This window comes from Nocardia asiatica NBRC 100129 (assembly GCF_000308415.1).
In the GTDB taxonomy this organism is placed as follows: domain Bacteria; phylum Actinomycetota; class Actinomycetes; order Mycobacteriales; family Mycobacteriaceae; genus Nocardia; species Nocardia asiatica.
The window spans coordinates 23798-31987 of record NZ_BAFS01000089.1; the positions used below are offsets into that span (position 1 = coordinate 23798).

The window sequence follows — 8190 nt, forward strand, 5'->3', positions numbered from 1 at the left end:
GCTCAGGACGGACGGCCACCGTGCCGTCGCCGAGCTTGGAATACTCGATGACGCAGCACATTCCGTTACCTGTCGTCGCTGCACTCGCGGAGTCGCGGCAGCCGACTCCAGAAGGGGGTGGGTGTGCGGCAGTCCGTTGGCGGACGGGCATCGTCGGTCGCGCTGCTCGTCGCGGGGACAAGCCTGTGGGGATTGTTCAGCGCCGGGCTCGCCTTGTCGGGTTCGGGCCGGGCGGGTCCGCTGGTGGCGCTGGGCGCGGCGATTCCTCTGCTGGTAGTCGCCGCTGCCACCGGTCGGCGTCCCGGCCGCGAGCTGTGTTCGCATCCGAGAATCTATCTTCAGCTCGGCGTGCTCGAGGCCGTCAACATCTCGCTCTACGTCGCTGCCTTGGCCATCGGCCCGGTACCTGTGGTCGTCGCGCTGCACCTGGCCGCACCGATCATGTTGCTGGTTCTGGCCGTGGTCGCCGGGAAGCGGCCGATGAACGCCCGGATCGTGGTCGAGCTGCTCCTCTTGGCCTCCGCCATCGTTCTGGTCTCCGCACGGCCCGATGCCGATATCGGAAGCGGCAGCGCATTGGTCGGCTGTGGTCTGGCGCTCGGTAGCGCGGCCGCGGTAACCGCATTGATCATTCTGGTGGCTCGGGAATCCCAGAACCGCGACCCGACGGTCTCCGCCGGGCTGCAATTGGCCGTCGCGGGTGTGCTCACCGCGCCCTTCCTGGTTGTGACCACTTGGGATTGGGAACGAATGCTCACCGAGCTGGGGCTCGGCGCAGCCCTGCTCGGTCCGGGCTTTGCGCTGTACTGGCGCGCGATGCGGCGTCTGAGCCCGCCGATAGCCGGCGCGCTGGGTGTGAACGAGGCGGTCGTCGCCTCGATCGTGGTGGCGTCGCTGGACAGGTCGCAGATCTCCCTGCAGACGGTGCTGGGTGGGATTCTCGTCGCCGCAGCGGTTCTGCTGGATGCCGACAACGGATATATTGACGGTCACCGTCCGGACGGGTGAGTCGTATTACCTACGAGGACAGTGATTTTCACCGTCGCGAGGGGGCACTGTGTCATACGTGGACGACCGCATCGGTCTCGCTGCCGACTGGTTCGGCAGGAATCTGGTCCAGCACGACGACGGGTACGCAGGCTGGGGTTGGTCCACCGACGTGCCGCCCAACCCACAGGACACCGCCGAGGTCGTATGCGCGTTGTCCCGCGTGAACCGGCCCGTGCCGGCAGCGACGGCGGTACTGGCGCTGGTGCGGCGCGACGTGGTCCGGCACAGCACACGCGGCGAGTGGCAGTTCCGTGCGCCGGTGGACGCGGCTTGGCGGTTACGCGCTCTGCGATGCTTCGGAGTGGCTATCGCGGACGCCGACCTGGTGGCCTGCCGCAACGCGTTGCTCGCCGCCCAGGACGCCGACACCGGTGGTTGGTCGCTGGCCGACGGCGTCTCCGCGGTCTCGGTGACGGCTACGACCGCGGCGATCCGGGCATTGGTGGAGTTGTCCGCGTCCGACGACGGGGCCGCGCGCGCTGCGCTGCGCGGCACCACCTTTCTGGTGTCCGCAATGCTCGCCGAAGATCCACGGGTCGACCCGACCTACGCGGCGGCGCAGATCGCGAGTTTGCTGGCCGTACCGGAGATCGCGGTGCTCGGTGGCACCCGGGTGCGCCGAGCCCATGAGTTGGCGACCGAACGGGTGCTCAGCGCGCTGGACACCGGTCTCGGCAAGCTCGAGGAAGAGCAGATACGCCGTGGCAGCGTGGCACAGACCTGGCATCACGCTACGTTGCAGCTGTCGGTCGCGGCGCTGGCTACCTCGGGCGACCGCTGGATCTTTCACCCGACCTTCCGCAGGGCATTCATCGAGTTGCTGGACTACCAGCAGTTGTCGCCGATCCATCGAGATCGCGGTGGATTCCGCACGTCACGTGAAGGTTTCATGACCTCGTACGCGACCGCGCAGGCCGTCCACGCACTCGCCCGGGTGCGGTCCGAGGTCGGCGAGTGGGTCAACCCGGCAAAGGTATTCGACATGCTGTGCCGGCGCGAGGGTGTTCACCATACCGACCCGCAGGAGGTCCTCCCGGTCGGCCGAGCTGCGATGGTCATGAACAGCCCCGCAGGAGCAGCGTTCTTGGCGCTGGGCGCCGCATCCGGTTCCACCATCGTCACCCTGGCCCTGATCTTCGCCGAACGGTTGGGAGAGATCGCCAGTCGGGCGCTGGTGTCCTGGGGCATGATCTTCGTCTTCCTCGGAATCTATGGTTTCGCGGCCACCCGGTTGCATTCGATCCCCAAGCGGAAAGTCGGCGCCGTTGTGTTCGCCGCGTTTACGGCGATCGTCTTTCCCGTCGTCGCTTTCCTGCTTGCTTAGCGTGTCGGCCCGTCACCTGGCATGAAAAAGCCCCGAGACCGAGCAGTCCCGGGGCAGAGGTCGGTGGGCGATCAGCCTGCCGCCGTGTCGGGGATGCGGGCGGATACGGGTTCGGGGCGGCTGCCGCTCGGGACGCCCTTCTTCAGGCTGTGGGCGTAGACGTCGACGTATTCCTGGCCGGTGAGCCGCATGAGCTCGTACATGACCTCGTCGGTGACGGCGCGTTCGACGAAGCGGTTGCCGCCCATGCCCTCGTAGCGGGAGAAGTCGATGGGCTCGCCGAACTTCACAGTCACTTTCCTGCGCCGCCAGCGGAACGGTCCGGGCGGGCTGACCTCGTCGGTGCCGATCACGGCGACCGGGATGACGGGCACGCCGGTCTCCAGCGCCAAGCGGGCCAGACCGGTCTTGCCCTTGTACAGGCGGCCGTCGGGGGAGCGGGTGCCCTCCGGGTAGAGGCCGACCAGGCGGCCCTGATCGAGCAGCTTGCGGGCAGCGTTCAGCGCGTCCTCGGCGGCGTCGGCGCCGCTGCGGTCGATCGGGTACTGGCCCGTCGCGCTGAAGAAGAACTTCTGGAACCGGCCCTTGATGCCCGGGGTGGTGAAGTACTCGGCCTTGGCGAGGTAGTTGATCCGCCGCGGGCTCAGCAGCGGAGCGAACAACCAGTCGGCGAAGGAGAGGTGGTTACCCGCCATGATGGCCGGCCCGTCCGCCGGAATGTTCTCCACACCTTCGACCGTCGGCCGATTGTAGAGATGAATGAACGGTCCCAGCAGCACGAACTTCAGCAGCCAGTAGAACATGACGTCCTTCCCCCGGGACCGGGATAGTAGCGGGCACCTGCGTCAATTCCCGACTTTACCGCCGGTGCAAGATCACATCCAACCGCAGCGGCGAATCTCACCACACTTCGGCCCCGACGCCGACCGATAGCCAGGCCCGGCGTGTCGCCCTGGCCGACCGGCTTCTGAGACGCGGCGTCAACGGCTGGTCCGCGCGATCCGCGCGGATTTGCGTGTGCCCGCGGTCAGCGCCGTCCTGGCGAGGTCGGCGGCGCCGATCATGCCGGCGGCCTCACCGAGCTGAGTGGTCCGGATGCGGGCCAGCGGCCGGTGTCCGGCGCCGGTGATCGCGCGCGCGTACTCCTCGCGCGCCTCGTCCAAGAACAGCGGCGCCGAACTGCTGACCCCGCCCGCGATGACCACCAGGTCGGGATCGAAGATGTCGCTGACGAACGCCAGCCCGAGCCCCAGCCAGCGCGCGAAATCGGCCATCACCCGCGTCGCGAGCGGGTCGCCGTCCTGCGCCGCGCCCGCGACCCGCCGTCCGGTCAGCGAGCCCGGATCGCGCGCCACGTCCCTGGCCAGCACGGAGCGCACCGGATCACTGGCCAGCATCTCGATCGCGGTGTCGGCCAGCGCTGTTCCACTGCAATAGCGCTCCCAGCACCCGTGCTTGCCGCACGGGCAGGCCCGCCCCTGCGGAACCACCTGCAGATGACCGAGTTCCGGCGCGACGCCGTGCGTCCCTCGATACAACTGCCCGTCGATCAGCAGGGCGGCCCCGATGCCGGTGCCGATCGCGACGAGCACCACGTTGTGCCCGCCCGCGGCGGCGCCGAACCGGTATTCGGCCCACATCGCCGCGTTGGCGTCGTGCTCCAGGATCACCGGCAGTTCCAGCCGTTCGCTGAGGCGCTGGGCGACCGGAGCGTCCTGCCAGGGCAGGTGCGGCGCGAACCGCACCGTGGAGCGATCACCGTTGATGAACCCGGCGACCGCCAAGCCGACCGCGCCGATGGGGTGCCTGCCGGACAGGTCGCGCACGGCCCGGTCCAGCGCGTCCTCCAGCGCCCGCGCGGATTGCGGCGTCGGCGCCTGGACCGTGTCGAGCACCTCGCCGCTGTCGTCGATCACCGACGCCCGAATGTTGGTGCCGCCGACATCGATTCCGACGGTCAGCGGTCGCGTACCGGCCATCTGGTGGGTCATACCTTGATCGTCACGGGAATGTCGACATACCGCGGGCGCTCGTCGTCCCCGGCAGGACCGTGACGATGCGGCGCACCGGTTTCCGGATCGGCGTCGGTGGGCATGACCGGTTCGACCGGCACTCCGGCCAGCGCCTCGCGCAGCACGGTGACGATCGCGGTGCCGTGATCGGCGACCGCGGCCAGCACTTCGTGGTGTTCTCCGCGCACCAGCGCCGCGGCCGCGCACACCGGGCACCAGCTGCAACTGGACCACTCGACCTGCCCGTCGGCGGCCCGCCGCAGCACCGGCTCGACCCGTTCCAGCACCGCCTCGGCCAGCAGTTTCAATTCCGCGGCGAATTCGGCGACACCGTCCGCGTGGCCGCCTGCCGCGCCGCCCTCGGGCGGGTGCGGATCACCGGTCATGGTCGTGACTTTCGGACGCGTGCGCCCACACCAGCGGATCCGGCCGGAACCGGACCACCAGGAATCCGTCGTCCAGCTCGGCGCCGTCGACCGTGCACCGCCGCAATACCGGAGCCAGGCGCACCCGGCGCCGGACCCCGTCCGCTCCCACGATCAAATCGTCCTCCACTCGGCCAAGGCGCAACGTGGCGGCGTCGACCACCGGCAGATGCATGCGCAGCGCGTACACCGCCTGCAATCCGGTGCCGGATTCCCGGAGAACCAGCGGTTCGCCGGAACTCGCGTCGACCTCCGTCTGATTGTCGCTCAGCATAAGCGCAGCTTCGCCGGTGTCGCCCGCCGAGTCCGTCGCGTACGACAGCGCGGCCAGCGAGTTCGGCCCGATCGGCTCGGGCCCGGTGTGCCGCGCGATCACCACCGGGATACCCCGGATCTTGCTCCGCAATTCGGCGATGACGCCCGATTGCTCGGCGCGCCGATCCGAATACCAGTGCACCGCCGGATGTTCGGTTCCGGCGGGCCCGTCGGGCGGTGCGAGTTCGGGCAGCACCTTGTTCACCACGACAGCATCCAGCCGCAGGCCCAGCAGCGCCGCGGCGGAACGCACCCGCTCCGATTCGGCCACCGCGACCCGCTCGGCGACCGTGATCAGCCGCGCGCCCGTGCGCCGGTGGTCGGCGAGCAGGTCGCGAACCTCGGTGACCGCGGCGACGATTCGTTCCACCGTCGCGGCGAGCACCGCACGGCGCAGGTCGGTGCCGACGGCGCTCATGGCCCGCGCGTGCGGCGGCCACATCCGCTCCACGTAGCCGAGCAGCGTGCCGGGCGCGGTGACGATGCGCAGCATGTCCGCCGAGGGCGGGCAGTCGACCACGATGAGATCCCAGTCGTCCTCCGCGGCGAACTGGGTGATCTCCACCAGCATCAGCAGTTCCTGCACACCGGGCAATCCGGTCAGTTCGGCCGGGTCCAGCGCCGCGAGATCGAAACCGTGCTCGTGCCCCCGGCCGGTGGAGATCATCCGCACCACGTCCCGGAACCGGTCCTCGAGCAGCGCGAGCGAGTCCACTTCGATCACGTCCAGCCCGGGCAGCACGGTGGCGACGCCGGGCACGGCGCCCGGGTCGTGCGGGAAACGGAAGCCCAGCGCGTCGCCCAGCGAATGCGCCTGGTCGAGCGAGGCGACCAGCACGCGACGGCCCGCGACGGCCTCGGCCACGGCGGTGGCGCACGCGAGCGTGGTCTTGCCTACCCCGCCCTTGCCGATGAACAGCTCGACCCGGGTCGTGCGCGCGGTCAGCCTTCGACCCGTTTCTTCAGTTCCTTCAGCGCGGTGTCGGTGATCACTTTCTCGGCCTTGCGCTTGAACATGCCGATCATGGGGATGTTCAGGTCGACGGTCAGCGTGTAGACCACCTCCGTGCCGCCGCCCGGCCGATCGATCAGCTCGTAGGTGCCGTTCTGCGCCTTCTGCAACTCGCCGCTGAGCAATCGCCAGCTGACCGCCTTGCGGTCGGCGCGCCAGTCATAGCACAGCACGTAGGTGTCCTTGACCACCCCGGCGTCCAGCACGAATCGCGCGGTCTTGGCCAGACCGTCCGGTCCCGCCTCCAGCACCTCGACCGACTTCGCCGCCGATACCCACTCCGGGTAGGACTCCAGATCGGCGATAACGGACATCACCTGCTGCGACGGGGCCTCGATGACGATCGATCTCTGGGTCCTGTCGGCCATGCGGACAGCGGTTCCTTTCAGCGTCGGTGCTGGTAGATCACGCCAGAGGCGCGGGAGCGACACCGGCGGGGCGATCGGCCTCCAACCGGGCTTTCAATTCGAACGCCATGTTCTTGCCCGCGACCCGGCGTGCCCGGTTGGCGGCGGCGAGCTTGCCCGCGGGCAACGCGGGTTGCGGTTCGGCGTGCAGGAAGTAGTGCAGGATCACCCCGTCGAGCGAGGGCTCCAGCCACACCTCCATGGTCCCGGTCAGCGCCCCCGTCACCGACCAGCGGATTCCCTTCTCGCCGCGCTCCTCACGGACCTCCAGGACCAGGTCCGGCCACCAACGACGCCACTGGTTCGGTCCGGCCAGCAGGTCGGCCACGGCGGCCCCCGGCGCGGCGACGAAGGTTTGATCTGCCACCTGGATACTGCTCACTCCGCTGAGCGTAGTAGATGCGACGCGGATCACCGCAGCAGCTGTCGCAGGCGCGCGCCCAGGCTGTCCCAGCGCCACTGCTGCTCGACGAACGCGCGCCCCGCCGCGCCCATCCGCGCGGCCGCTTCCGGATCGGACAGGATCGCCACCAGCGCGTCCGCGATCTGCCGCACCGACCGGCCGTCCACCACCCGACCGGTCTTGCCCTCGATCACCGTTTCCGGCGCGCCGCCGGAATTGCCCGCCACCACCGGCACGCCGGACGCGGACGCCTCCAGGTAGACGATGCCGAGACCCTCCACGTCCAAGCCCGCGCCTCTGGTCCGGCAGGGCATCGCGAAGACGTCGGCCAGCGTGTGATGCGCGGCCAGCTCACCCGACGGGACGCGGCCGGTGAACACCACGTCGTCCCCGACGCCCGTGGCGGCCGCCAGACCGCGCAGCTTGTCCTCGAAAGGGCCGCCGCCCGCGATCACCAGCACCGCGCCCTCGACCCGCTCCCGGACCTGGCGCATGGCGAGGATCAACGCGTCCTGCCCCTTCCTTGGCACCAGACGGGACAGGCACAGGATGGTCGGCCGATCACCGAGGCCGTAACGGTCGCGCAGCTCGGCGCGGGCGGCCGGATCCGGACGGAACACCTCGGTGTCCACGCCAGGCGGCAGATACTCCAGCGCCGCGTTCGCGCCGAACGCGGACGCGAACCGGCGGCGGGTGTAGCGGCTCACATAGGTGACCACGTCGGTGTGCTCGCCGATGGCACGCAGCGCCTGCCGGGCGCCCGGCAACATCGACCAGCCGACCTCGTGGCCGTGAGTACTGGCCAGAATGCGCTCGGCGCCCGCGCGGCGCAGCGCGGGCGACATCAGCGCCAGCGGCGCCGCCGCACCGAACCACACCGTGTCGCACTTCTCACTGCGCAGCAGGCGCGTGGCCCGGCGCAGCACGAGCGGAGTCGGCAGCATCAGCGTGGTGGGATGGCGAACCACCTGGAACTTCTGCTTGGCATCGAACTTCAAATGGCTGTCGCCACGCCAGCGCGGAGCGTATACCACCAGGTCATCCGGTGGCAGCTCACCGGCCAGAGCCTGCAGATACGACTGGATACCGCCCGGCCGCGGCGGGAAATCATTGGTAACCAGCAAAGTTCGGGCCATGCGCAACAAAATACTGTGTTTGATTTGCTGCGACTTCGTCGCGGCGGGTTCGCGGGCTGTGTTCGATTTGCAGCGCCTGCGGCGCTGCGTGTTCGCGGCCCCCTTA

The 8190-nt window shown here is 69.4% G+C and carries 9 protein-coding genes; 2 read left to right on the forward strand and 7 right to left on the reverse strand.

Features of this window, described 5'->3' with window-relative positions; all coding sequences use genetic code 11:
• The first annotated feature begins 123 nt into the window (after nucleotides 1-123).
• Both ON27_RS09300 and ON27_RS09305 read left to right on the forward strand, forming a co-directional pair.
• Nucleotides 124-1008: a DMT family transporter gene (locus ON27_RS09300; protein ID WP_157227139.1), complete on the forward strand. Its 885-nt coding sequence runs from the start codon at nucleotides 124-126 to the stop codon at nucleotides 1006-1008.
• A gap of 58 nt (nucleotides 1009-1066) precedes the next feature.
• Complete coding sequence (locus ON27_RS09305; RefSeq protein ID WP_043722548.1) at nucleotides 1067-2374, forward strand: prenyltransferase/squalene oxidase repeat-containing protein; 1308 nt, start codon at nucleotides 1067-1069, stop codon at nucleotides 2372-2374.
• 71 nt (nucleotides 2375-2445) lie between these two features.
• On the opposite strand, the gene ON27_RS09310 is transcribed toward ON27_RS09305, so the two are convergent.
• From ON27_RS09310 to ON27_RS09340, 7 genes are all read right to left on the reverse strand, one after another.
• Entirely contained in the window at nucleotides 2446-3177 is a 732-nt protein-coding gene (locus ON27_RS09310) for a lysophospholipid acyltransferase family protein (RefSeq protein WP_043722550.1), read from the reverse strand.
• A gap of 177 nt (nucleotides 3178-3354) precedes the next feature.
• Nucleotides 3355-4365, reverse strand: a complete 1011-nt coding sequence (locus ON27_RS09315; protein ID WP_043722553.1) for an ROK family protein — start codon at nucleotides 4363-4365, stop codon at nucleotides 3355-3357.
• Nucleotides 4362-4772: a hypothetical protein gene (locus ON27_RS09320; RefSeq protein ID WP_051046377.1), complete on the reverse strand. Its 411-nt coding sequence runs from the start codon at nucleotides 4770-4772 to the stop codon at nucleotides 4362-4364. The genes ON27_RS09315 and ON27_RS09320 overlap by 4 nt, the downstream gene beginning before the upstream one ends.
• Nucleotides 4762-6072: an ArsA family ATPase gene (locus tag ON27_RS09325; RefSeq protein ID WP_306306943.1), complete on the reverse strand. Its 1311-nt coding sequence runs from the start codon at nucleotides 6070-6072 to the stop codon at nucleotides 4762-4764. The genes ON27_RS09320 and ON27_RS09325 overlap by 11 nt, the downstream gene beginning before the upstream one ends.
• The gene (locus ON27_RS09330) at nucleotides 6069-6506 is read right to left on the reverse strand and encodes an SRPBCC family protein (RefSeq protein ID WP_043722556.1); all 438 of its coding nucleotides are present in this window, start codon (nucleotides 6504-6506) and stop codon (nucleotides 6069-6071) included. Before ON27_RS09330 ends, ON27_RS09325 begins: the two co-directional genes overlap by 4 nt.
• A gap of 37 nt (nucleotides 6507-6543) precedes the next feature.
• Nucleotides 6544-6927 carry a hypothetical protein gene (locus tag ON27_RS09335; protein WP_043722560.1) on the reverse strand — a complete coding sequence of 128 codons (384 nt, stop codon included), beginning with the start codon at nucleotides 6925-6927 and terminating at the stop codon, nucleotides 6544-6546.
• A 29-nt stretch (nucleotides 6928-6956) separates the two neighbouring features.
• A complete protein-coding gene (locus ON27_RS09340) occupies nucleotides 6957-8084 on the reverse strand; it encodes a glycosyltransferase family 4 protein (protein ID WP_043722562.1) in 1128 nt (375 codons plus the stop codon).
• Nucleotides 8085-8190: the final 106 nt, after the last annotated feature.

Excerpts from the sequence above, each read along its gene's own strand:
- ON27_RS09310 (WP_043722550.1), bottom strand. The coding sequence starts at position 3,177 with ATGTTCTACTGGCTGCTGAAGTTCGTGCTGCTGGGACCGTTCATTCAT.
- ON27_RS09315 (WP_043722553.1), bottom strand. The coding sequence starts at position 4,365 with ATGACCCACCAGATGGCCGGTACGCGACCGCTGACCGTCGGAATCGAT.
- ON27_RS09320 (WP_051046377.1), bottom strand. The coding sequence starts at position 4,772 with ATGACCGGTGATCCGCACCCGCCCGAGGGCGGCGCGGCAGGCGGCCAC.
- ON27_RS09330 (WP_043722556.1), bottom strand. The coding sequence starts at position 6,506 with ATGGCCGACAGGACCCAGAGATCGATCGTCATCGAGGCCCCGTCGCAG.
- ON27_RS09340 (WP_043722562.1), bottom strand. The coding sequence starts at position 8,084 with ATGGCCCGAACTTTGCTGGTTACCAATGATTTCCCGCCGCGGCCGGGC.